The following is a 22,377-nucleotide window of genomic DNA, read 5'->3' as shown; positions in this document are numbered from 1 at the left end:
ACCGGAGATTTCCTCGATAGCGAAGGTTCCAGCTGGCGATCGCGGCCCCCATCATGCCCGATAGCGCCTTGTTCGTTCGCTTGGAGCTCGAACCCGATCAGCGTCTTGTGACGGGCTTTGTTTTCTGGTTCAGAAACGCGCGGCGGGTTTGGTCGAGCCAGGCAATGGCGCTGCTCAGGTCATCGGACGAGGCGTGGGTGGTCGTTCAATCGAATCCGCGCAAGAGTCAGCCGGGGTGAGGTGTTATTGTGAATAACGCCCCAACACACCAAGCTGTCACCGCCGGACGGGATACGATCAATGAAAACGCTCGCATATCTTCTCTATGGCAATCGCCGCGAATATCAGCTCGAATTAACACTGAGTATCGCGTCTCTACTGCGACACCTTCAAAAACAACCCAGTAAAGTTCAGATCGTTCTAATTTGTGATCGCGAAAGCGTACGATCAGACCTTCCCATTGAATGTAGAATTATCGAGCCGTCGCAATTCGCCAATTGGACGAGGCGCGGCAGCTACAATCATGCTGCTAAAGTAGGCGCGTTGACGATGATGCTCGAGAACTCCGACGGGCCGGTCGCGCTCATCGATACCGATACCATCTTCATGAAGCATCCTGACGAATTGTTTGAGCGCGTAAAGCCTGGCTGTTCCGTGATGCAGGCCGATGATCGACCCATTGGAGAACTGGATTTTTGGAGCTCGTTGCTGAATACGTGTCCACCGGATTTGTTGGACTTTGAAATCAATCCGAACTCGCCTATGAAAAACTCCGGCGTGATTGGAGTCGATCAAGCTGACGCTTATGCCATTAAAGAGGCGAGCGATTTGATGTTCGCCATGCATGACATCGAACCCGTATTCAACATCGAGCAATTCGCTGTGACTTGTGCATTGGCCAAGAACACAATACTTACCGTAGTTCCCGATTTGGTCCATCATTATTGGCCGGTACATGAAAGGCTATTCATGCACGCCATGATCGACGAAATGTGTCCACAATTTACGGAAGAAAATCTGAGTCGGTTAGTTGAAACACCGATCAAGATCGGACTACCGCCGAAACGCGTCATTGATAAAATCAACGCCGCCGTCCGAAGTCGATTGTTTGGCTGGGACGGAGATTACCGCTTCGCGTTCATCGCATACAGAACGGCGTTGGCGACTGAAAACCCTACACATGCGAATATCTGGCGGGAGATAGCGAGATTACAACTTGCGCGCGGAACTCATGATAGCAGGCGATTGAAAAGAGACTTTCCTGGATTGACAATCAATCTATAAGGCGATGAGATTGAGACCTATTCAGCGAATTAAGATAATCTATCTCTTCAGAAATGTTGAGATGTGTTACTTTGCAAAGGTCGTTTTAATAGCCTTTTACTATGACGGCCGGGTAAGTTGTGTATGATCATCGGATGATCGAGGGGCGACCTGCCTTCCCGAATTGCAGGGCGACCCTGCTATGATGAACTCGGCCGCCCCGACCCAGGCCAGCGGATAGTGCGTTTCTTCGTCGGCCGGCCGCCTGTGGCGTAGGGATCGGCGTTCTACCATGACGAGATACGCCGTCACTCCAGCCCGCGACCGGTGCGCGCGATGCGGGGATTGATCCTTGGACGTCCGCTCATCTAAGGTTCGGCAACCAACCTGATCTCAGAATCGTGAAGCCGTCAAAATCATGCATGACGTCGAGCATATTCCCGCGAACGTGAGGGTTCTGCACCCATATACGCCTCCGCGATACTCATTCTCGGTCTGTACGTTGATGACGCGGCCTGACCAATATGCGCGCATGGTACGGTCCTATCGGGACGCGGGCTTCGGCGACGATTGCGAATTCCTGTGCATCGATAATTCACGCGGCAACATCTATGATGCGTTCAGTGGTTACAACGCGTTTCTGGTGGAGGCGCGGGGCGAGCACATCGTCCTGACGCATCAGGACGTCGAGCTGTGCTTCGATGATCGCCGCGCTCTGGAGGACCGGCTGAAAGGGTTGGATGCGCTCGACCCCGCCTGGGCGGCGTGCGGCAACGCCGGCGGGGTGATGATCGGCGACACCGTCATGCGGATGTCGGATCCCCACGGGGACGACCGCACGATCGGCAACCTGCCGCAGCGCGTGTACGCGCTGGACGAGAACTTCATCGTCGTCCGGCGCAGCGCCAACCTTTGCCTCTCGCGCGATCTGACGGGCTACCACATGTATGGATCAGACATATGCGTCATGGCCGATGTGATGGGCCATCGTTGCTATGTGATCGACTTCCACCTGCGCCATCTCAGCGGCGGTACAATCGATGCCGATTTCCGGACAGGTGCCGACGCGTTCGCGCGCAAATACGCCCGGGCGTTTCGATCGCGCTGGATACAGACCACGGCCACAGAGGTGTTCCTGTCCGGAGCTAGCCTGGTGCGCGCCGCCGCGACCTCGCGGATTGGCTGGATGCTCCGAGTCGCGCAGAAATGGCGCTGACGGCCTGCCCCGTCGTTGACACGGTGCGATTTTCGACGCGAGTAGCTCCCCCAAGATTGTGGCCGCAGCGCAACACCTTTTGAACATATTAACCATCTTCCCTTTTTAGGACAGAGTTCCGTCCCGAAACCGGACATGTCGCGCTTGACTGGTCGACCTAGACGAGACTGACTGTTCGTCAGGCGTTTGGCGGGACCGCGGCGACCAACAACGGCGCGCCAGTCCGCCTGGTCCAAACGGGGAGATTTATATGCGACGTTCCTGGAAAACCAGTTTGCTGCTCGCGCTCGGCGCGGGCACGGCGATCACGGCGGCTCCCGCGCAGGCGCTGACGTTCAACCTCATCGATACCGGCGGCACGGCGCAGGGCACGATCGCGCGTCACGGGTTCGAGGCCGCCGCCTTCTATTGGTCGTCGGTGCTGACGAACAACGTCACCGTCAATCTGAACATCGGCTTCAGCGCGTTGGCCCCCAACGTCCTCGGCTCGACGGGCAGCGCGACGACGCTGCAGTTCAACTCGGCCTATTATATGTCGCTATTCAACAACATGACGTCGAGCGCCGACCTGACGGCGGTGACCAACCTCCGCCCGCTCAGCGTATCGGCGCAGTTCGGCCTCAACGCCGTCACGGCGCAGGCCAACGCGCTGAACGACGCGGGCACCGGCTATGTCGATACCGCGCTGCGCACCGACAATGACGGCTCGCAGAACAACTCGGTCGTTTCGATTAACAAGTCGACCAGCAAGGCGCTCGGCATGGTCACCGACGCGAACGGAGCCGTGATCAACGGCTCGACCCCGGACGGCACGGTGCTGTTCAGCTCGAGCTTCGGCTTCGATTTCGAGCCGCGCAACGGCATCACGTCGACCGATTTCGACTTTATTGGCGTCGCCATCCACGAGATCGGCCACGCGCTCGGCTTCCGTAGCGGCGTCGACACCTACGACGCCTTCACCGCGCCCGGCAACGGCACGCCGACCAACTCGCGGGCGGGCGCGCTGGAGAACGTGACGGTCGCCACGGGTCTCGACATGTTCCGCTATTCCGCGCCCGGGGTGCTCGACTGGTCGACGCAGGGGACGCCGTATTTCTCGATCGACGGCGGGCAGACCCAGGTATTCGGCAGCTCGCTGGTGTCGACCGGCGTGCGCAACGGCGACGGCCGCCAGGCGTCGCACTTCAAGGACTCCCCGGCGGGCGCTCCGCAGCTGGGCATCCTCGACCCGACCTCGGGCCGCGGCCAGATGCAGGAGATCACCGCGCTCGACCTGACGGCGTTCGACGTGATCGGCTGGCGGACGGCGTTCGACCCGCTACGGAACGCCAGCTACCGGATCGATACCGCGACCGTGTATCAGCAGTATCTCAACGCGCTGCCCGAGCCGGGAACCTGGATGACGATGATCCTGGGATTCGGCTTCGCCGGCGCGGCTGTGCGCCGTAAGTGGACGGTGCGCGTCGCCTTCGCGGCCTGAAACCGCGACGGGTCGGCGTCGCCCACCGGGCGACGCCGACCCGTCGGATTTCCGGGGCCCGGGCGGCCCCGGCACGCATCACCGGGCGGCGGCGACCGTGCCGACGACCGACATGCGGTTGCCGCTATCCGGGTCGGCCGCCAGGATCTCGAACGCCGCCGCCGCTTCCGTGTCGCCAAAAAACCAGCCGCTGAACGACGAGAACAGGCTGACGCGGTCGCTGCCGTCGAGCTGGCCTGAGAACTGGCTGCGAACGGCGTTAACCGTCCCGCTACCGGTGAAGGTGCCCAGGTCGGTGGTCGCCGATGCGATGCCGCTCGACGTCTGCAGGTTGCCGATCAATCGCATACGCACGACCACCGCGTTGGACGCGGCGTCGTAGCCGACCGTCCCGGTGCTGGCCTCCAACGAATAGGTCCGCATGACGCCGTTTCCATCGGCGACATAGGCGGTGCCGTTCACGCCCACCCTGCCATAGCCGATCGACGCCGTCGGACGATCGGCCGGCCTCGTCGGCACACCAAACACGCAGGAATAAAGGGTCGCGCCCGCCGATCGGTCGGCCCGCAGGGCAAGGCTGCGCGCGAAATCGAGCGTGCCGCCAGCCGCGACGGGATCGGTGATCGTGAGACGCTGAACCGATCCTGCGACCATCCGCTCGAAGCTGCGCTGGCCCGTGGACGCCGCGACCGCGTCGCTCGCGCCGAACGACAAGGCCAGGCCCTCCCCGCCGATCGCCCAGCCGCCGGCCGATCCGGTATGGTCGAGCGTCAGCCCGTCCCCGAACGGCGTCGCCGGCTGAGGCGTCGGCGGGTTGGCGTCGAGGACCAGCGATGCGCACGCGGTCTGGAATGTCCTGCTTCCGACAAGATCGACGAATCGCGAATAGGAGGGCGAAGGCGTGGGTGTCGGCGCGGGTGTTGGTGTTGGCGCGGGCGCGGGCGCGGGCGCGGGCGCGGGCGCGGGTGCCGCAGGCGCGATCGGCGCACCGGATACCACCGTCACGGTGTCGGAGCCGCCCGATCCGCCGCCGCATGCCGACATCATCACGCCGCTACCGGCAATCGCCAACCATTTGCGCATTTTCAATCCTTTGCGACCTTTCCGAAGCAAATACCGGAGAACGGTAAAGATTAACTTAAGTGAAACTGGTCAAAATGGCACAATTAACCAAGTTGACTCGACCACGTTATTGTCGCCACGTCGTGATAGAACGGATTTTGGGAGGCGATCATGGTTAAGCGCGGCTTGGCGACCTTGTCGCTGTTCATGGCCTCGGCGGCGCAGGCCGCCGTGGTCATCAATCCGGTGCCGGCGCCGATCGCGCTCGGCGCGCGCGTGGGCCTGAACTTCATCGGGCAAGTCCCGGCGAGCGGGGATCCCGTGATCGACGGTTACCGATCCCGGCTTCAATCGCTGCGAACGGTTCAGGACGATTCGGGGCGTTTGTTCGCGCACGATACCCGCGGCACGATCACCGTGATCGGCCGGAACGGCGGAGCGCCCCAAACCTGGTTCGACATCCGGACCGCCGTGGCGGGCTTCAGCAACGCCAGCAGTCCCGGACAGACCGGTTTGATGAGTTTCGCGTTCCATCCGAACTTCGCAGGCGATGCGAACCTGCCGGGCTACGGCGTCTTCTACACGATCGATACGAGCAGGCCGTCGGGTCGCGCCACGCTGTCCGGCCGCGGCCCGGGCGTCGATCACGACAACGTGCTTCACGAGTTCCGCGTCGCCGACCCGAGGGCCGCGACCGCGTCCATCCTCACGCAGCGCGAGGTGCTGCGTGTCGCGCAGCCGCTGAGCGACCACGGCGCCGGCACCATCGCCTTCAACACCACCGCGACGCCCGGCAGCGCGGATTACGGCAAGCTTTATATCGGTTTCGGCGACGGCGGGGGGGTCGGCGACCCGTACGGCAACGCGCAGGACCCCGGCAGCCCGTTCGGCAAGATCCTCCGCATCGATCCCGCCGCCGGTCCGCAGGGGCAGGCGTACACGATCCCGACGGACAACCCCCGGGCCGCGTCGCCGGACGCGCTCGGCGAGGTCTGGGCGTCGGGCCTGCGCAATCCCCAGCATTTCAGTTGGGACGCGGATACCGGCCGCATGCTGATCGCCGATATCGGGCAATCGCGGCTGGAGGAGATCAACGTCGGCCTGGCCGGACGCAATTACGGCTGGCCCGCGCGCGAAGGCACCTTCGCCTGCGGCGGCGACGGCGACCCGAACGTCTATGACACGCCGTCCAACGACGGTGCGTTCACCGATCCGGTCGCGCAGTACGACCATGAGGAGATCCAGCGCTCCGGCGCGTTCGGGTTCGCCGCCGTCAGCGGCGTGTTCGCCTATACGGGCAGCGCCATGCCGGAACTGAGCGGGATGACCGTCCTGTCCGATCTCGTATCGGGTCGCCTGTTCTATTTCGATCCGCTCTCGGCGGGGAGCGCCGAGCCCGGCCTATTGCGCGAGCTTGGGCTGAGCTTCGGCGGCGTGGACACCACGCTGGCCCAGCTGGACGGCAATCCCTATTCCGGCGGACGCGTCGATCTCCGCCTTGGCAGCGACGGCGACGGCGAACTCTACCTCCTGAGCAAGACGTTCGGGAACATCTACCGGCTGGACTCGCTGATCGCGGTACCGGAACCGGCGAGCTGGATGATGCTGATCGTCGGCTTCGGCTTGGTCGGCGGCACCCTGCGGCGGCGGCGGATCCCGATCGCCTGCGCCGGATGATCACGGACCGGAATGGGCCGCCCAAGTCGGTGAACACCTCGAACGCCGCGCCGTCGGACTGATCGCTCCCGGCGACCCGGGCCGCGATATCGGTCGTTCGGCAAGCTTTCCGGGTCCGTTACGCGTTCACCGCGATTATACGACCCACCGCCCCTCCTGCGATGGCGGAGCGGCCCGACCCCGAGACGCCGAAGAGTTGGGTGCGACCGCTTCAGGCCGGGCGAAGCACCCGGACCTGACGGCGGCGCATCGCGCCGCCGACCATGCCGACGCCAGCGATCAGCATGGCCCAGCTCGCGGGCTCGGGCACCGCGCCCGGCGTGACGTCGGTGACGGTCAGGCGATAATTGACCTGAAGCGGATCGGTGATGCGCTGGCGCTGGATGTCCGATAGCAGGAACACGCCCGTCAACATCGTCGGGCTCGAGGTCGAACCGGAGAAAAGCTCCGGCCCGAACACCTGGACGCGGTTGTTGTTGTTGGGCGCGCCCTCGAGGAAGCCCGCGAACAGGCCGCCCTGGTTGTTCAGGACCTGAAAGGTCACGCCGTCGAACTGGCCGTTCTCGGTGATCGGCGTGGTGCTTCCGGGCAACGTGTAGGTGAGCGCGACGCCGTTATAGCGCAAGCCTTGCGAAGTGCTGGTGCTGGGCGCGCGCGTCGTGTCGAGCTCGAACCGGAGCGTGAACTTGTTCGGGACGGTACCCTGGAGGTCGTAGCGGAGGATGGCGGCGTCGGCCGAGGCGGCGAACACGGTCGCGGCGGCGACCGCCGCGAGCAGCTTGAACTTCATCGGTGAGCATCCTTACTTTGGTATCGGCGTCGTCTGTCTGCGCCGTCTGCTGGTTGTTTAGGACAGTCGTGTGACGAGGCCTTTACGGATTTGTTAAGTCCTGTGTCATGACGGGACTTACGGCCTGCGTCACCAAGCCGGAGCGAGCGGGCCGAGTCACCGTCATCGCCGATTCTGGCTTGGTCAGCATAGCGCCCGAGCGGCCGCGCAAGGCGTCGCGAGCCGAACGTCGGCCTAGTCCGACAATGTGCCCAAAGTGCGTGGCACGCGTTCGCTCCGGGCGATGACCGCGCTTCCACTCGCGACGCCGAGGTTGCCGGGCGACATCGACGGGGCGATTGACCTCGCTTGCAACGGACTTATGGTTGCCATCATGCAGCGGAGCGATGATGAGGATCTGCGCGACGTGGGCATTCGATCGCTCCAGCGGTCGACGCTCCTGCTCGTGCTACCGCTTCCGGTCTATGGGTCAGGCGAAAATGGACTGATTGATCGGCAAGCTCACAACGGTATTCATCGATGGCTGGACAACTTCAATAGTCTGATCATTTGCATGCCGGCATTGGGCGTCGAGGTTGCGCCAGCCGATGTCGTGGCGCTTCGCGAAAGTGATTTCGATGGACGCGTTCGAGTTATTCGCCTGCCGAACAGCCGAGCGCCGCTGAGCTTTGCGCGATCGTTGCGCGGCGTGTCGGCCATCCTGGACGAACTCGTGGATCAAAGCACCCACCTGTCTTTCGCGATCGGCGGGCTGTTCGGTGATTGGGCGGCGATCGCGGCGCTACGCGCGCATCGCAAAGGACGTACATTCAGTATCTGGACCGATCGGGTGGAGTCGGAGGTCACCCGATTTCACGCATCCACATCGCGAGGAGTACGCAGGATCTACTGGTCCGCCATCGCTTTTGCGATGAAGCGGTATGAACGGTTGATCGTACGGCGCGCGACCATTGGTTTGTTTCATGGCGCGGATTGCTACGCGGCCTATGCAAGGTTCAGCCGCGCGCCGCACTTGGTCCACGATATCCACTTGGGGGAGTCCGACCGCATCGCTCCGGCGGAACTGGATGCCAAGATAGCTCGCCCAAATGGACCGCTCCGAATAATTTACGCCGGCCGCGCCCATGCCGAAAAAGGCATATTCGACTGGATAGAAACGCTCTCGACGATCGCACGGCGCGGCGTCGAGTTCACCGCTCATTGGTATGGGGACGGGCCCGCGCTGGAGGCCGCGCGCGTGGCGGTCTCATCGGCGGGGCTTGATCAGTCGATCTTCTTGCCCGGCGCGATCTACGATCGCGAGCTGTTGCTGCGCAAGATCAGGGAGGCGGATATTTTCCTGTTCTGCCACAAGACCCCGGAGTCGCCTCGCTGTCTCGTCGAGGCGCTGATCTCGGGGACGCCGATCGTCGGCTACGACTCGGCCTACCCGCGCGACCTCATCAAGCGACATCAAGGCGGGATGCTGACCGAGGGGGAACCGCAGCGGCTCGCCGATGTGATCGAACGACTGGCGATCGACCGATCGATGCTGGCGAGCCTGATCCGTACCGCCGGCGCCGACGGTCATCCTTTCAACGACACCGAGGTGTTCCGACACCGCTCCGATTTGATCAAGGCCGCGACCTAGGGCCTCGCCGTTCTGATGCGATATCACCTTCGCCTATCAACCATCGCTGCCGCGAGGCCATTCCACCCCGTCGATCAACCACGGCCGCGGAAGGCTGGCTGAGGTGCCCGCGGAGCCGGTTGCTCCTTGATATCCGACCAATACGAACAGCCGCGTGTCGTATATGACGCGTTCGCCAGGGGGTTGCTGGTGCTCGTCAGCGCGACGACCGACAATCGCCAGATCATCACCCACGGCCGGAATGGCCCGCTGTACGAACCGAACAACGCCGAGGCACTGGCCGCCGTCCTGGTCGAAGCGGCCGCGATCCGGCTCGGCTGCACGGAATGGGGGGACGGCGCGGGCAGGCAGGTCGACCCGAACGCATACGGCCATGCATGCGACCTGGGCCCGGATGATCCTCGAAAGGCTCGACCGAAACGGGCGCGGCTCCTGCGGTCTCGGCGATCGGTAGGCCGGTATGGGTCGGCCATGATCGCCGCCGGACGGCGGTCCCGTCGACCGCTCGCCGGTGAACGATATTCGGCCAACTCACGATAGTTAAATTAACTGTCATGTGTCCCCGTTTCGGGCGGTGAGAATTCTCGAGCGCCGGAGGTGGGGTCGACGCATTTACGCCGTGCCGAGTGCATGATAGTTTCATAGATCAAGTAATTCACGGTCGGGGGCGACGCGGATCCGTAATCCGCGGCCGACCGTTTCAACAGGGCGTTCAGTGATGCGTAACCTCTCGAAACTTGGCGGGCTCAAAGGAACTATCGCGTCGTTCCGCACCTGGGTGGGCGCGGCGTCGTCGATCCTGGTCGATCGCGGGTCGCGGCGCGGTAAGATGCGGTCGCACGGCGCGACTCGCCGGACGGCGGACCGATCGAGCACGGCGACCTTGGCTGCGACGACGTTGGCGATCTTCGCCGGCCTGATGGCGGCCGCCTTCTTTCCGGGTCCGCAAGCGGGAAGCGCGCTGGCCGCCGCCCTGCGCGATCCCATGTCGATATTCGCCGCCCGGTCACCGGGGCAGCGACCCGAGGGGGCCCTGGCGCGAACCAAGAAACGTCTCGCCTCGAAAAGCGCCGTCCCGCCCCCGGGCGCCGCGTCGCCGACGGAAAGGGTGCTCTCCGCCGGCCGGACGCGGCCGGTCCCCGTCGCCGCGGGCGATCGGCTGCTCGCGGGAAATGGTCCGGTGGTCGCGCTCGGTGACGGAGCGCCCCTCGACGGCGATGCGGGTCCGGTCGTCGGCGCGGGCGCGTTCGGGCCCGCGTTGCCGGCTTTCGGCTCACCCGGGTCGATCGGGATCGGTTCGCCCGGAGGCGTGGGCGGCGGCGGTGGCGTAGGCGGGGGCGGTGGCGTAGGCGGGGGCGGTGGCGTAGGCGGGGGCGGTTCGACGGTCGGAACGCCGGGCTCCGGCATGTCGACCCCGGTTTCCGAGGTCACGACCCCGGTTCCCGAGCCGACGACCTGGCTGTCGATGATCGTCGGAATGGCGATGATCGGAGTCGGGCTGCGCCGTCGTATCGTCCGCGCGTCCCGCGACCAAGCCGTCCCGTCCACCTCCGGCGCAGGCTCGCGCGACGCGGCTTGAGCGGAACATGCCGACCGCCATCAGGTGGATCGTCCTGGCCGGGATCGTCGGGGCCGGCGCGCTCGCGTTGTTCGACGTGCGATCCGCCGTCCGCCGATCACCGGCGGTCGCCGCCGTCGACGACGTAGGTTTCGCACCCGGGGCGAGGATCGTCTATCCGGCGGGACGGCGTCCGTCGCTGGCGCTGCCCGACGGCGAAACCCGGGCGGTCATCAGCCTGTTGAACATCGTCCGGCCGCTGAAGTTCGGCGATTACGTGTGGAACGACCGGGACGTGCCGCCCGGGCCGGTTTGGATGCGCGTGGACCTGTCCCGGCAACTCATCTCCGTATTCCGCGGCGGGCACGAGATCGGCTCCTCGGTCATCCTGTATGGGGCGGATGACAAGCCGACGCCGGCCGGGGTCTACCCGGTGCTGGAACGGGCCCGGACGCACCGTTCTTCGATCTACGACGCCGACATGCCCTACATGCTTCGACTGACCGGCGACGGCGTGGCGGTGCATGCGAGCGATGTCCGCGCCTATGCCGCGACCCACGGCTGCATCGGCATCCCGATCGCTTTCGCGAGCCGCGTGTTCGATCAGGTCAAACGGGGTGATCTCGTCCACATCGTGGCGGCCGGATCGGACTCCATCCACGCCGAGCACGATACCCGGGACGCGCGCGGTCGCGGCTCGGGCCTGAAAATGGTGACCGAACAAGTAACCGACACCGTCAAGGGCCAGGTGACCACCGGCACCTAATCCTTCCCCGATCAACGGGGGCGATCGGCGATGGCGTTACGTGATGCGAAGGTTCTGGCGAGTAGCTTGGCCCTGCTGGCGGCGACGCCCGTGTTGACCGGCGCGACCGACCTGACGGGCAACCTCGAAGCCAGGGTGCTGGCGTCGCACAACCGCGAGCGTCATGCCGTGGGGGTTCCCGCGATGCGCTGGAACACCGACCTCGCCACGTCCGCGCGGGTTTGGGCCAATCACTTGGCGGCCACGGGCAAGTTCGAACATGCTCCCGAGGGGCGCGCCGATCACGAGGGCGAGAACCTGTGGGCCGGAACCCGGGACCGCTTCTCGGCCGAGGCGATGGTCGACGGCTGGGTTCGGGAAAAGCGCAACTTTCGATCGGGGCGATTTCCCGACAATAGCGTCACGGGCCGGGTCGCCGATGTCGGACATTATACCCAACTGGTGTGGCGCAGAACGCTCCAGGTCGGATGCGCAAAGGCCACCGGCGGTGGCGAGGACATCCTCGTCTGCCGATACAGCGAAGCCGGAAACTACATCGGCGAGTCGCCATTCTAGGCTTTGGTCCCGACCGACCGATCCCTCGACGGATACGGCTCGATCGAAGCCGGGGCCTCGATCGAGCGCGCGTTCAAAGGATGAAAGCGAGTTCAAACCGCATGAGGCCCAGATAGGCAGTCTCGGCGAGCGGATCGAGTGATGTCCGGTCGCCGAAAAGCTCGTCCGGCGATGCGGACCGGGCCACCGATTGGTGAGCGAACTCGACATCCGATGCGTCCGGAAACTCCGCGGCTCCACGCCGATGAACCCCATCCACTCGACCGCCCGACATCGACGGATCGTCGTGGGACGCCATGCGGGTCTCCGCGATGCCCGGGTCGGCGAACATGGCGGTCCCATCGCTCGCGCCGAACGTGAAGGTGTCGACCGCGCCGCCGAAGAACACGATGTCGTCGGCCGCGTCCGTTTGCACGGTCGCCGCATCGGTGCGCATGCCCGGCCTGGACGTCACGCGGAGGATCGCCAGTTGCGGATCGTGGTCGGTCCCGCGCTCGCCCGCGAACTCGGCGTTGATATGGACCGCATCGAACCGCGCACCGCCGACCAGTCCGCCGGAGACCAGGATGTTGTCGAGCGCTTGCGAATTGCCGTCAAACACGAACGAGTAGCGCTCCTCCTCCGGCAGGAGCGAGTTCAGGTTGGTGAGCACGCCGCCCCGGGCGGGATCGGTCAGCTGGGTCTGCTCCGGCTCGAAATAGAAGCCGTTGAAATCGCCCAGCACGACAACGTTGAACGCCGGGTCGGTGGCGATACGATCGTTGATGAACGCCTTCACGCCGGCGGCCTGGGCGACGCGCGCGGCCTCGCCGGCGTTGGCCGCGGGCTGCGTGTCGCCCTGGAGCGGATCGCTGCCAAGGCGCGAGGTGAGGTGGACGTTGATCGCGGTCACCACCTCGCCCGCGAAGGCGAACTGCGCGACGAGCGGCTTGCGGGTGCCGTTATAAGCCTGACCCGTGATGAGCTGGGCGCTACCGTCGATATAGGCGACCCGGTCGAGATTGTAGAGATAGCCGTTGCGGATGTTGCCGTTCGGCTCGCCGCCGGTCGAATTGGGAGCGTCGGGCGCGACCTCGACATAGGCGTACCGCGGACCACCGGCGTTCTGGATGGCGGTGATGAGCAGCTGCGCGGTCGCCAGCCCCGATAGGTCGGAGCCGGTGCCCACGCCGTCCGCGTCCTGGATCTCCTGCACCGCGATGATATCCGGCGCGTTCAGGCTATAGACGATGTCGCCCGCCAGCAGGTCGAACTTGCCGTCGGTGGGATCGAGATTCTCGAGGTTGTAGGTGGCGATTGAGAGCTCGTCGGCGCCGCCCCGCAGGTCGGTCGACTCGCGGAACAGCATCTGGTCGGTCGTGACGGCGACCGCCTCGGTGACGACCAGTTCGTAATTGTCGAACGCGTAATTGACGATGCCGGTCACGCTGCCCAGCTGGTCGCCGATCGTGAAGTCGGGGAGGAACCCCGCGAACACGCCCGCATCGTCGTCGATCTGGATCTTTTCCGGGTTGAAATCGCCGAACCGGTTGGCGTTGGTCGGCGACACGGTGATGCCGCCGCGCGCGTTGATCCCGCTCGCGCCCGCGCCGAACGACGCCACGACGTCGGTCTCGCCGAACCCGTTGGTGTTCGACACCGCCATCGGCCGGTCGATCGTGACGCGCATCCCTTCCAGCGACTCGAAAAAGTCGAGCCCGTCAGTCGCGGGGTCAAAGCTCGTCAGCCCGTCGTCGTCGAGCGTCTCGGTGGGGGGCCGACGCCCGCCCTCGCCGATCAGGACGGCGAGGGGCAAGAAGTTGTCGACGCTGCCGACCGTCACGACGGACGAGGCGATCTGCGTGACGGACAGCCCGGCGGGCCCGCCCTGGAATTCGCCCACCACCCCGCGCACCGTCACGCCGTCGCCGACCCGCACGCCCGGCGCGGTTCGGGTGAACACGAACACGCCGTCCGACGTGGCGTCTTCGCCGTCGCCGACCGCCGACTGGAGATAGAAGCCGTTGGTGTCGACCGCGGTCACGATGCCGTCGGTCTCCACCGTCTGTCCGACGAAGGCGGAGCTGTGCGAGCGCCCCTGGACCTCGGCGATCGCGAGCCGGAGTGGGTCGTCATTGACGATCACGCCCGTCGCGGCGCCGTCGGTCACCACCACGTTCCCGGTGGTCGCGCCCAGCGTGACGAACAGCGTCTCGTTGCGCTCGCCAACCGTGTCGCCGGCGACGTCCACCGTGATCGTGCGGCTCGCCTCACCGGCCACGAAGGAGACGGTACCGCTCAGCGCCGCGCCGGGCGCGAGGTCGGCGGCGTCCGCGGTGCCGAAAGTAACTTGGTAGCCGACGGTCGCCGCGGTCGCGGTGCCGCCCGCGCGGTTGACGGTGAAGGTGAGCGCGCGCGTGCCCGCATCGCCCTCGGTCACCTGCGCGTCGCGGACGGCGAGTTCGCCCGTGCCGGTCGGCGACAGGAAGGTCTGGCCCTCGTTCACCTGGCCGAAGCTGTCGTCGGACGCGGCGGTCCAGGTGAAATCGGCCGCGCTCGACCCACGTCCCTTCAGCTGCAGCGAGAAGCCGACGCCCGGCGCTGGTTCCTCGGCGACGCCGATGTCGGTGCTGGTCATCCCGGCGGCCGGGCCGCTCGTGGCGGTGAACGCCCCTTCGTAGGACAGGAATTGGATCACGCGGCCGGCGGCATCGACGAGCGCGACGCCGTCGGGCGCACCGTTCTGCAGGCCGGGCGCGGCGACGGACGTCGTGCCGAAACCGTTCCGCTGATCCGCGAGCACACCGCCGAGCGACAAGGTGCCGTACGCCGCGCCGCCGTTGCCGTTATAGAGCACCAGCGTCCAACCCGTAAGATTGGTGCCGGCCGTCCCGGCGACCTCGATCGCCTCGCCGACATCGCCGCCGACATTGTCGTAATGGATCTCGTTGATGAAGACGTTGGCCGGACCGGCGGGGGGTGCCGCGTCGTCGTTGACGATCGTGCCGGTCGCGACTGCATCGCCCAGCGCCGCGCCGCCCTGCGGAGCCGACAGCTCGACGGTGAACGCCTCGTCGGCCTCGAACGCCGTGTCGCCCGCGACGGGCAGGCGGACGGTCGCGATGGTCTGGCCGGCGACGAACGAGACGGTGCCGGTCGCCGCGAAGCCCGGTGCGAAGTCGGCGGCGGACGCCTGCCCCGCGCCCATGCCGAACGCGACCGAATAGCTCGCCGAGACCGCGCCGTCGCTGCCGTCGGCCCGCGTCACGGTGAAGACGATGTCGGTCGCGCCGCCATTCCCCTCGACGATCGATGCGTCGCCGATCGACAGCGTACCGTTGGCCGCAGCGGGTCCGGCGAACGCCTGGCCGGCATTGACCGCGCCGAAGCTGCCGGCCGTAGGCGCCGACCAGCGGAAATCGGCAGCCTGCGACCCCGACCCCTTCAGCTGCAGGCTGAGCCCGGCCGCCTCCGTCCCGGCCTCGGCCACCCCGATATCGACGCTGGTGAGTCCCGATGCGGGACCGTTGGTCGCGGTCATCACGCCTTCGTAGGATAGGAACTGGACCACGATGCCCGCGGCGTCGACCAGAGCGATCCCGTCGGGCGCGCCGTTCTGGATGTTCGGGCGCAGGAAGGAGAGCGTGCCGAAGCCGTTCTGCGCGTTGGGGATGACGCCCGCCAGCGCGACCTGGTCGTAGAACGCCCCGCCGCTGCCGTTGTAAAGGAATACGCGCCACCCGGTCAGGTCGGTGCCCGCGGCCCCCGCGAGCTCGAAACCCTCACCGGTGTCCGTGCCAGCGTTGTCGTAATGGAGCTCGTTGAAGAAGACGTTGGCGGCCATGGTTGAATCTCCGGAAGCGACGTTGTTGCGGAGCGTCCGCCGTCGATCCGGCTCCGGTAGCGTCGATTTGTGACAGTGCCGCGTTGGCTCGCGTCGCTCGTCGCCGGCCGACGGCATGGCGCGTCGGGTGCGGTGCCCCAGGCCCGCAGCCGGGGATACGAGGTCACCCGCGCCATGGCGGCGACCCCGGATGACGCGGCAGGTCGTGGTCGACGCCCTGCCGGACGAATGCGGGAAGGGGTCCACCAGGATCAGCGGCGAGGAGAAGGAGGCCCGTGTGCCATTCTAACACAAATCCGGCATGCCGGGGCCGGCCCATGTCGACCTGCCCGCGTTCGGATCGGGCATAAGATGAAGCGGTTGGCCATGTACTCGCCTCATCGGATCGAGGCCGGCGGCGCACCGAACGCGCCCGCCAGCCGGCGATAACCGATGGAGGCCAAGCAGCCCCTTCCCGCCACACCAAGCGGATGGTACGATCTTGGATGCTTTATTGGTACGCTCGTTCGCCGCGACCGGCGCGGGGAAGGTGGAATTGCGATGCCGACTGATCCGACGGCGGGCGACGTCACCGCCGACATGGAGCGGATCTTCAAGCCGCTGGCCGGACGTGCGCTCGTTCCCGCGTTCCACCATGACGTCCGACATCGGCGCGGGCGGGTCGGCCGCGGCTGGCGACAGGTCGCGCTCATCGCGCCCGCGGCCGTACTCGTCGTCGTCGCCACCCTGGCCATCGGCTATGGACGTGCCAACGGCCCCACCGCACGCATGTCGGAAGCAACGGTCACCACGCTGCTCCCGCCCGCTTCCGTCCGGTCGCCCATCGTATCGTCGTACCCTCCGGCGCCTATTCCGTCGATTACCGCGCCGACATCGCTCGTCGACTTCAGCGCGGTCGCCTCCCGCCCGACGACCGATCCTCGTCCCATGGCCGATCCTCGTCCCGTGGCCGATCCCATCCCTTCGCCCAGCCCGGCATCGCTCGGCGTGCCATCGGGCGGCGCGCGGGCGCGGCCGTCCGGGCTCGCCCCGAAACCACGCCCGATCGAGGCGGCGCGGCCATCGCGGCCCGCATCCGGCCCGCGATCGGCCAGGGCGGACACCGTCGCCTCGGTCGCGTTCCGCCGCCGCGAACGCGCGGGATCTTCGATCGCGATGGCGCGCTGCGCGCCCGGCAGCCTGGAAGATCGCTGCATCTACCAGGACGTCCTGAACGCCGATGCCAGGCTGCGCGTGGCCTACGATGCGGCCAAGCGGGACGGCGTGTCGAAATTATGGCTTTCCGCCGTCAGCAGGCGTTGGAACCAGGCATGGAAGAAGTCGGAGGACGATCCCGATGGAACGATCAGCCGCTACCGACAGCTCGCGGACGCGCTCGACGAAGAGCGCCGCGAAGTCGCCAGGTGACGACCGCCGTCGCGGGTCGTCCGCATGACATCCAGGTGGTCCGGCGCGCGCCCGTTCCGTCCTCGCCCCGCGCGCGTTCCACCGACGGTCGGACCGTCTATGCGGTCGGCGACATCCATGGCTGCTATGCCCTGCTGACCGCGCTGCTGGAGGCGATCGTCGCGGACATGGAAGGGCTCGCCGGCGACAGGCCTCCATTGCTGATATTCTGCGGCGACTATGTAGATCGCGGCCCGCGATCGTCCGACGTGCTGACCACGCTCGTCTGGCTGTCCCGCCACGCCGCGATCGAGGTGGCGTTCCTGCGCGGCAACCACGAAGCGATGCTGCTCGACTTCCTGGATCGGCCGGATCGAAGCTTGCCCTGGCTGCGACGGGACGGCGGCCCGACGCTGCGCGCTTACGGCGTCCACGCGCCCGACAGCGACATGGACCTCGCGGACGTCGATTGTCGGCGACTGCGCGACGAGTTGATGGACCGCATGCCCGCGTCGCACCTCGACTTCCTGCGCGCGCTGCCGATCCGGACGACGTGCGGCGATTACGCCTTCGTCCATGCCGGTTTCCGGCCGGGCGTACCGCTCGCGCGACAGGACGACGAGGATTGCCTTTGGATCCGCGAGGAGTTCCTCGAACCCGACCACCGCTTCGAGAAGGTCGTCGTTCACGGTCACAGCTGGAGTTCGGACGCGCCGGAGATCACGCCGAACCGGGTCGGGATCGATACGGGCGCTTACTCGACGGGCGTGTTGACGGCCGTTCGCCTGGAGGGTGCGGGCATCGATTTCATTCAGGCGCGGATCGGCGCAGCGGGGCCGCCCCGGTCGGGAATGTTCCCGCCCGGCGACGGTCCAGGGGGATTATAATGGTACGGCTTCGCATCTTCGCCTCGATCTTGGCGATCCTGTCGCTCGCCGTCGCGGTTTGGGCGTGGGTGGGGGAGGTCGCCGCGGGGATCCCCGTCGCGCTGTTCGTCGCGGCGGCATGCCTGGCGATCGTCACGCCTTTCGACGCGCCGAACCCGGCGCGACGGACGCGCGTGCTGATCGCATGCTTCGCCCATGTCGCGGCGCTCGCGGCGGCGATGGCGCTGGCGTATTTCAGCGCCGCCCCCGGCGCGTTGATGACCGCGCTGCTCCTGCTCACCGAGCTTGGTCTCGGGCTCACCGGTTGGGCGATCGCCACCCGCAATCGCCGCCGTATGTCCGGCTCCCGGCGATACTTCGACAATTGAGCGGCCTTTAAAAGATCGACCGCAAGGAAGATCAGCCGAAGGCGATGGCCGCCGTCCGCGCGTCCGGACGGCGGCGGCGGAGCGAGCCGCCGATCATGCCCAGCCCCACGATCATCATGGCCCAGGTCGCCGGCTCCGGCACGAAGGACGCCAAGAGGAAGTCGCGATGGATGTAGGTCGGCACATAGCCGCTGAATTCACCCCAGCTGCTGTTCAGGTCCTCGTCGATGTCCCCGAAATCGGCGCCGAACGACAGGCCGTACGAGGTCACCGCCGCGAGCCGCCCGTCGATGAATTGCGGACCGCCCGAGTCGCCCCCGGCGACGTTGACCTCCAGCGCCCCGACGCCGAGGTTGCAGTATTTCGCCCCGCCCAGCCCGAACGCACCGGCCAGCAGGCACGACGCGTCGTTGGACGACCTGCCGGGATCGAAATCCGACAGGAACGAGAAGTCGACATCGGCGGTGCCGAAGAATCGCTCGCCGTTCGCGTCGGCATCGGTAAAGAACCCGTCAAAGTCGCCGTCGCCCAACCGGAAATCGAATCGGTTGTCGCCCTGGCGCTTGCGTCCCGTGCCGAGATTGGCACCAACGAGGCCGCCGACATCGGAGCGTTGGCCGATGCCCGCCACGTTGAAGCGGTCGCCCGTCAGGTCGCCTTCGTCGAACAGGTCGTAGCTCGTCGCGAAGTCCGGGGCGAACTGCGACAGCGTGAGCACCGCGATGTCGTTCTGGTCGATGACCTCGCCGGTGTAGTTCGGGTTAACGATATAGCGGTCGACGCTCACGGCGGTGGCGAGCGGACTTTGGAACAGGACCACATCGGGGTCCGGGCCGCCATAGAAGAACGCGGTCGTCGATAACGGGTTGGCTGTTCCCGCGCCGCCGCTGACGCAATGCGCGGCGGTGACGATGGAGCGGCGGTCGGACGCGAGGCTGCCCGAGCAGACGAAGCGGCCGACGTTGGGGCCATAATCCATGAGCAACGCCACCGTTCCGCTATAACGCGGGCCCGTCGCGAAGTTGAGGGGGCTTCCGCCCGCCGCGAGCGTGGCGGTCGAGGTCTGGCCGACGATGCGGCTGGCCGCCTTGTAGGAAAACTGCCCCGATGTGCCCGATATGGTCTTGCCGGGCGCGGCGTCCGCCGAGACCGCGACGGTAGACAAGCCTACGGCCAGTACGCCGAGCCGGATGATTTGTTGAACAGGCGACTTCATCTACTTGCCCCCTACTGCGACGCCCACCCCTTGCAGGCCGTTAACGAAGAGTTAATCATCCAGCGTCGTTCGCGTCAAGAAGCTTGATCACGATCCGGATCGTCGTCACTTCGGTTTGCGATGAGAGGTCGTTAGGCGGTCGGAATGGCGGGCGATCTCGCCCGCGTCCCGGCGCCGACTATCCCCGCCCTTTCGCCTCCCGCCGGAACCGATGCAGCAACGGCTCGGTATATCCGCTCGGCTGCCCGACCCCCTCGAACACCAGCGCCCGCGCCGCGCGGTAGGCCAGCCCGTCCCCGCTCAGCGGCAGGTACAGGGGATCGCCCGCGTTCTGCGTATCGACCTTCGCCGCCATCGCCCGGAACGCCGCGTCCACCTCCGCCTCGGTGCAGACCCCGTGCAGCAGCCAGTTGGCGATCGCCTGCGACGAAATCCGCAGTGTCGCTCGGTCCTCCATTAATCCCACGTCGTGGATGTCGGGCACCTTGGAGCATCCCACCCCCTGGTCGATCCAGCGTACCACATAGCCCAGAATCCCTTGCGCATTGTTCTCCAGCTCCGCGCGCACCTCGTCCGGCCGCCAGTTCCGCCCGCCCGCCAGCGGCACGGCGAGCAGCCGGTCCAGCCCGGGCACCGCCTCCCCCGCGATCTCGCCGCGCCGCGCGAACACGTCGACCTGGTGGTAATGGAGCGCGTGGAGCGTGGCGGCGGTCGGGCTCGGCACCCAGGCGGTGTTCGCGCCCGAACGGGGGTGCGCGACCTTCTGGTCCAGCATGTCGGCCATCCGATCGGGTGCCGCCCACATGCCCTTGCCGATCTGCGCGCGACCCGACAGGCCGCAGGCGAGGCCGATCCGCACGTTGCGGTCCTCATACGCCGCGATCCAGCCCGACGTCTTCATCTCGCCCTTGGGGATCATCGGCCCGGCGCGCATCGCGGTGTGGATCTCGTTGCCCGTGCGGTCGAGGAACCCCGTGTTGATGAACACGATCCGGTCGCGGACCTCCCCGATGCATGCCGCCAGGTTGGCCGAGGTGCGGCGTTCCTCGTCCATAACGCCGACCTTGACCGTATGACGGTCGAGCCCGAGCAGATCCTCCACCGCGTCGAACAGCCGGTTCGTGAAGGCGCATTCGTCCGGCCCGTGCATCTTGGGCTTGACGATGTAGATCGACCCAGCGCGACTATTGCGCGGCGTTCCCGGGACCTTGAGATCGTGCATCCCGATCAGCGAGGTCATCACCGCGTCCAGGATGCCTTCGGGCGCTTCCGACCCGTCCGGGAGGGTCACGGCGGGCGTGGTCATCAGGTGGCCGACGTTGCGCACGAACAGCAGGCTGCGGCCGGGCAGCGTCAGCGCCGACCCGTCGGGCGCGGCGTAGTCGCGGTCGGGCGCGAGCCGCCGCGTCACCATGCGCCCGCCCTTCTGGAAACTCTCCTCCAGGTCGCCGCGCATCAGCCCGAGCCAGTTGGCGTAGGCCGCGACCTTGTCCTCGGCATCGACCGCGGCGACCGAGTCCTCCAGATCGACGATGGTGGTCAGCGCCGACTCGAGCACGACGTCCGCGATGCCGGCGGGGTCGGTGCGCCCAATCGGGTGGGCCCGGTCGATCACCACCTCGATATGCAGGCCGTGGTGCCGGAACAGCATGTTCTCGCCCGCGCGACCGACAAGCCGGGCCGGATCGCGCAAGACCGGATCGCCGCCCACGAAGTCGGTCCAGCTTCCCTCGGCGAGCGGGACGGCCTCGTCGAGGAACGCCTTGGCGCGAGCGATCACCTGCGCGCCGCGCTCCGGATCGTACCCGCCGGGCTTGGCTTCGCCCGGCAGCGCGTCGGTGCCGTATAGCGCGTCATACAGGCTGCCCCACCGCGCGTTGGCGGCATTCAGGACGAAGCGGGCGTTGAGCGAAGGGACGACAAGCTGCGGCCCGGCCATGAGCGCGATCTCCGCGTCCACCCGCTCGGTCCCGATCGTGAACGGCCCGGGCTCGGGCACGAGATAGCCGATCCCGCGCAGGAACGCCTCGTCGACCGGCTCGCCCGCGACGTACCGCGCATCGATCGCCGCCTGCAAGTCCTCGCGCCGGGCAAGCAGCGCACGGTTGTCCGGCGTGAAACGCGCGAAGATCGCCGCCGTGCCCGCCCAGAAGACGGCCGGGTCGACGCCCGTCCCCGGCAGCGCCTGCTCCTCGACGAAGCGCGCGAGCACGCCCGCCACCCGCAGCCCGTTACGATCCAGCATGTCGGTCACGTCATCCTCCACCCGGCGCAAGTCGAGCCATCATCACCTGGGGAGGGCATGGGTCGCCTGCCCCAGCCCGCCCGCGCGCGCAAGCCTTTAGCCGGGATCGTCCAGCGCCAGCGTCACCGCGTCGATGCGGCGGAGCATGGCCATGAACGCCTCCACCTCCGCGCGGCCGAAGCCGGCGAAGATACGCCGCTCCAGCTCGAGCGCCTTGGGCGCGACCGCGGCGTGGAGCTCCCGTCCGGCGGGGGTAAGCGTCAGCAGGTGCGACCGCCGGTCACCCGGATTGTCGCCGCGCTGGAGCAGGCAGCGATCGACCAGGGCGATGGCGGCGCGGCTGACGGTCACCTTGTCCATGCGGGTGCGCGCGCCGATCGCGTTCTGGCTCGTCCCGCCCGTCTCCGCGACCACCGCGACCAGCCGCCATTCGGGGATCGAAAGCCCGAACAGCG

The 22,377-nt window shown here is 66.5% G+C and carries 16 protein-coding genes and 4 pseudogenes; 13 read left to right on the top strand and 7 right to left on the bottom strand.

What is annotated here, in order from left to right; all coding sequences use genetic code 11:
- Window positions 1-300: 300 nt before the first annotated feature.
- The 3 genes from ACFE71_RS01850 (at window position 301) to ACFE71_RS01840 (ending at window position 3,959) form a co-directional block, all read left to right on the top strand.
- Window positions 301-1,284, top strand: a complete 984-nt coding sequence (locus tag ACFE71_RS01850) for a hypothetical protein (RefSeq protein ID WP_375427112.1) — start codon at window positions 301-303, stop codon at window positions 1,282-1,284.
- A gap of 511 nt (window positions 1,285-1,795) precedes the next feature.
- Window positions 1,796-2,479: a hypothetical protein gene (locus ACFE71_RS01845; RefSeq protein ID WP_375427111.1), complete on the top strand. Its 684-nt coding sequence runs from the start codon at window positions 1,796-1,798 to the stop codon at window positions 2,477-2,479.
- Window positions 2,480-2,729: 250 nt separating this feature from the next.
- Window positions 2,730-3,959: an NF038122 family metalloprotease gene (locus ACFE71_RS01840; protein ID WP_375427110.1), complete on the top strand. Its 1,230-nt coding sequence runs from the start codon at window positions 2,730-2,732 to the stop codon at window positions 3,957-3,959.
- Between the two features lie 78 nt (window positions 3,960-4,037).
- On the opposite strand, the gene ACFE71_RS01835 is transcribed toward ACFE71_RS01840, so the two are convergent.
- The gene (locus ACFE71_RS01835; protein ID WP_375427109.1) at window positions 4,038-5,042 is read right to left on the bottom strand and encodes a hypothetical protein; all 1,005 of its coding nucleotides are present in this window, start codon (window positions 5,040-5,042) and stop codon (window positions 4,038-4,040) included.
- Between the two features lie 150 nt (window positions 5,043-5,192).
- Here ACFE71_RS01835 and ACFE71_RS01830 point away from each other — a divergent pair.
- Both ACFE71_RS01830 and ACFE71_RS01825 read left to right on the top strand, forming a co-directional pair.
- Window positions 5,193-6,380 (top strand): annotated as a pseudogene (locus tag ACFE71_RS01830) (PQQ-dependent sugar dehydrogenase); the annotation flags it as partial.
- A gap of 216 nt (window positions 6,381-6,596) precedes the next feature.
- Window positions 6,597-6,698, top strand: a pseudogene (locus ACFE71_RS01825) (PEPxxWA-CTERM sorting domain-containing protein); the annotation flags it as partial.
- Between the two features lie 211 nt (window positions 6,699-6,909).
- Here the strand turns inward: ACFE71_RS01825 and ACFE71_RS01820 are convergent.
- Entirely contained in the window at window positions 6,910-7,488 is a 579-nt protein-coding gene (locus ACFE71_RS01820) for a PEPxxWA-CTERM sorting domain-containing protein (RefSeq protein WP_375427108.1), read from the bottom strand.
- 283 nt (window positions 7,489-7,771) lie between these two features.
- Between ACFE71_RS01820 and ACFE71_RS01815 the strand changes: the two genes are divergently transcribed.
- The 5 genes from ACFE71_RS01815 (at window position 7,772) to ACFE71_RS01795 (ending at window position 11,997) form a co-directional block, all read left to right on the top strand.
- Window positions 7,772-9,118: a glycosyltransferase gene (locus ACFE71_RS01815; RefSeq protein ID WP_375427107.1), complete on the top strand. Its 1,347-nt coding sequence runs from the start codon at window positions 7,772-7,774 to the stop codon at window positions 9,116-9,118.
- A 126-nt stretch (window positions 9,119-9,244) separates the two neighbouring features.
- On the top strand, window positions 9,245-9,658 hold the full coding sequence (locus tag ACFE71_RS01810) for a glycosyltransferase (RefSeq protein ID WP_375427106.1): 414 nt from the start codon (window positions 9,245-9,247) through the stop codon (window positions 9,656-9,658).
- Window positions 9,659-9,836: 178 nt separating this feature from the next.
- A complete protein-coding gene (locus ACFE71_RS01805; RefSeq protein ID WP_375427105.1) occupies window positions 9,837-10,697 on the top strand; it encodes a PEP-CTERM sorting domain-containing protein in 861 nt (286 codons plus the stop codon).
- Between the two features lie 7 nt (window positions 10,698-10,704).
- On the top strand, window positions 10,705-11,442 hold the full coding sequence (locus ACFE71_RS01800; protein WP_375427104.1) for a L,D-transpeptidase family protein: 738 nt from the start codon (window positions 10,705-10,707) through the stop codon (window positions 11,440-11,442).
- A 30-nt stretch (window positions 11,443-11,472) separates the two neighbouring features.
- Window positions 11,473-11,997, top strand: coding sequence for a CAP domain-containing protein (locus tag ACFE71_RS01795; protein WP_375427103.1), 525 nt, complete (start codon window positions 11,473-11,475; stop codon window positions 11,995-11,997).
- Between the two features lie 73 nt (window positions 11,998-12,070).
- Here the strand turns inward: ACFE71_RS01795 and ACFE71_RS01790 are convergent, their stop codons facing one another.
- Window positions 12,071-15,820, bottom strand: coding sequence for a Calx-beta domain-containing protein (locus ACFE71_RS01790; protein ID WP_375427102.1), 3,750 nt, complete (start codon window positions 15,818-15,820; stop codon window positions 12,071-12,073).
- A gap of 540 nt (window positions 15,821-16,360) precedes the next feature.
- Between ACFE71_RS01790 and ACFE71_RS01785 the strand changes: the two genes are divergently transcribed.
- The 3 genes from ACFE71_RS01785 to ACFE71_RS01775 are packed head-to-tail and all read left to right on the top strand — an operon-like array spanning window position 16,361 to window position 18,461.
- On the top strand, window positions 16,361-17,227 hold the full coding sequence (locus ACFE71_RS01785; protein ID WP_375427101.1) for a hypothetical protein: 867 nt from the start codon (window positions 16,361-16,363) through the stop codon (window positions 17,225-17,227).
- On the top strand, window positions 17,224-18,093 hold the full coding sequence (locus tag ACFE71_RS01780) for a metallophosphoesterase family protein (RefSeq protein WP_375427100.1): 870 nt from the start codon (window positions 17,224-17,226) through the stop codon (window positions 18,091-18,093). Before ACFE71_RS01785 ends, ACFE71_RS01780 begins: the two co-directional genes overlap by 4 nt.
- The gene (locus tag ACFE71_RS01775) at window positions 18,093-18,461 is read left to right on the top strand and encodes a hypothetical protein (protein ID WP_375427099.1); all 369 of its coding nucleotides are present in this window, start codon (window positions 18,093-18,095) and stop codon (window positions 18,459-18,461) included. Before ACFE71_RS01780 ends, ACFE71_RS01775 begins: the two co-directional genes overlap by 1 nt.
- Before the next feature lie 31 nt (window positions 18,462-18,492).
- Here the strand turns inward: ACFE71_RS01775 and ACFE71_RS01770 are convergent.
- The 4 genes and pseudogenes from ACFE71_RS01770 to ACFE71_RS01755 all read right to left on the bottom strand — a co-directional run.
- A pseudogene (locus ACFE71_RS01770) lies at window positions 18,493-18,621 on the bottom strand (PEPxxWA-CTERM sorting domain-containing protein); the annotation flags it as partial.
- 450 nt (window positions 18,622-19,071) lie between these two features.
- Window positions 19,072-19,440 (bottom strand): annotated as a pseudogene (locus ACFE71_RS01765) (trypsin-like serine protease); the annotation flags it as partial.
- 415 nt (window positions 19,441-19,855) lie between these two features.
- Window positions 19,856-21,922: a malate synthase G gene (locus ACFE71_RS01760; RefSeq protein WP_375427168.1), complete on the bottom strand. Its 2,067-nt coding sequence runs from the start codon at window positions 21,920-21,922 to the stop codon at window positions 19,856-19,858.
- Between the two features lie 96 nt (window positions 21,923-22,018).
- Window positions 22,019-22,375 (bottom strand): MarR family winged helix-turn-helix transcriptional regulator, encoded by a 357-nt coding sequence (locus ACFE71_RS01755; protein WP_375427098.1) that lies wholly within the window; start codon window positions 22,373-22,375, stop codon window positions 22,019-22,021.
- Between the last annotated feature and the right edge of the window lie 2 nt (window positions 22,376-22,377).

Source organism: uncultured Sphingomonas sp., assembly GCF_964237155.1.
Classification (GTDB): domain Bacteria; phylum Pseudomonadota; class Alphaproteobacteria; order Sphingomonadales; family Sphingomonadaceae; genus Sphingomonas.
Note: the sequence above shows the minus strand (reverse complement) of the source record. Positions and strands in the feature narration are given on the sequence as shown.

Coding starts and splice junctions, on each gene's coding strand:
- ACFE71_RS01850 (WP_375427112.1), top strand. CDS start 301: ATGAAAACGCTCGCATATCTTCTCTATGGCAATCGCCGCGAATATCAG.
- ACFE71_RS01845 (WP_375427111.1), top strand. CDS start 1,796: ATGGTACGGTCCTATCGGGACGCGGGCTTCGGCGACGATTGCGAATTC.
- ACFE71_RS01840 (WP_375427110.1), top strand. CDS start 2,730: ATGCGACGTTCCTGGAAAACCAGTTTGCTGCTCGCGCTCGGCGCGGGC.
- ACFE71_RS01835 (WP_375427109.1), bottom strand. CDS start 5,042: ATGCGCAAATGGTTGGCGATTGCCGGTAGCGGCGTGATGATGTCGGCA.
- ACFE71_RS01820 (WP_375427108.1), bottom strand. CDS start 7,488: ATGAAGTTCAAGCTGCTCGCGGCGGTCGCCGCCGCGACCGTGTTCGCC.
- ACFE71_RS01815 (WP_375427107.1), top strand. CDS start 7,772: ATGACCGCGCTTCCACTCGCGACGCCGAGGTTGCCGGGCGACATCGAC.
- ACFE71_RS01805 (WP_375427105.1), top strand. CDS start 9,837: ATGCGTAACCTCTCGAAACTTGGCGGGCTCAAAGGAACTATCGCGTCG.
- ACFE71_RS01800 (WP_375427104.1), top strand. CDS start 10,705: ATGCCGACCGCCATCAGGTGGATCGTCCTGGCCGGGATCGTCGGGGCC.
- ACFE71_RS01795 (WP_375427103.1), top strand. CDS start 11,473: ATGGCGTTACGTGATGCGAAGGTTCTGGCGAGTAGCTTGGCCCTGCTG.
- ACFE71_RS01790 (WP_375427102.1), bottom strand. CDS start 15,820: ATGGCCGCCAACGTCTTCTTCAACGAGCTCCATTACGACAACGCTGGC.
- ACFE71_RS01785 (WP_375427101.1), top strand. CDS start 16,361: ATGCCGACTGATCCGACGGCGGGCGACGTCACCGCCGACATGGAGCGG.
- ACFE71_RS01775 (WP_375427099.1), top strand. CDS start 18,093: ATGGTACGGCTTCGCATCTTCGCCTCGATCTTGGCGATCCTGTCGCTC.
- ACFE71_RS01760 (WP_375427168.1), bottom strand. CDS start 21,922: ATGCTGGATCGTAACGGGCTGCGGGTGGCGGGCGTGCTCGCGCGCTTC.